The 698-nt window shown below is 27.8% G+C and carries 2 protein-coding genes; one reads left to right on the top strand and one right to left on the bottom strand.

Translation table 11 applies throughout. The annotated features are described in order from the left end of the window. Positions 1 to 384: hypothetical protein (locus PLX19_RS25930; RefSeq protein ID WP_272191803.1), on the top strand; the 384-nt coding region annotated here is incomplete at its 5' end. Positions 385 to 510: 126 nt separating this feature from the next. On the opposite strand, the gene PLX19_RS25925 is transcribed toward PLX19_RS25930, so the two are convergent. Further along, positions 511 to 696, bottom strand: a complete 186-nt coding sequence (locus PLX19_RS25925) for a hypothetical protein (RefSeq protein WP_272191802.1) — start codon at positions 694 to 696, stop codon at positions 511 to 513. Positions 697 to 698 lie beyond the last annotated feature (2 nt).

The following is a 698-nucleotide window of genomic DNA, read 5'->3' as shown; positions in this document are numbered from 1 at the left end:
CTAAAATTAATGATGCATACTATTACTTTATTATCTTTCATCATTCTCACCTTTTTTGGCATCACAATTTTTTATGTACCGTTCATTTTTTATTTCATATTCAAATCAAAAGAACTTCGTATAATTGCTATTGAAACAGCTGTTTATCAGCTATTCACTTGGATTATTGTATTGATTTGGAATACTTTTGTAATGAGAGTTTTAATGTTTTCCATGTTCCATTTCGATATGAATGCGAGTAATATGTCAATGATATTGTGGACAGCCCCATTATATATAATCCTAACTATTTTATTAGTTTTCGGGCCTCTTAAAGGAATTTTATATGTATTACAAGGAAAAGATTTTCATTATCCGATTATCTCCAAATGGATTAGCAAGTAAAAAATAAATAAAGAAAAATCCAGCGAATTATGGATTCTTCTTTATTTTGTATTCATTGTCTATTTATGAAATATAAACTCATATTTTGTGTTTAAATGCTAGTTGTATTTATAATTGAGATATTTTTTAACTTCTAAAAATACTTAAAATAAGCATCGCTAAACCGCTTAGTGCCATAAAGGTAAAAGCACCATAGCCAAAAATTCGAATCCATTTTGGTAATTGATTCATGTTAACTTTATTTGTTGGGACTCCTTGTATAGAAAACATCATTTCTTGGTCTCGATCCCTATTATTTCGTTGTTGGTACATAA

It is taken from the genome of Bacillus sp. BP-3 (assembly GCF_028401955.1).
Classification (GTDB): Bacteria; Bacillota; Bacilli; order Bacillales; family Bacillaceae_G; genus Bacillus_A.
The sequence above is the reverse complement of the archived record's forward strand: the minus strand, read 5'-3'. Positions and strand labels throughout refer to the sequence as shown.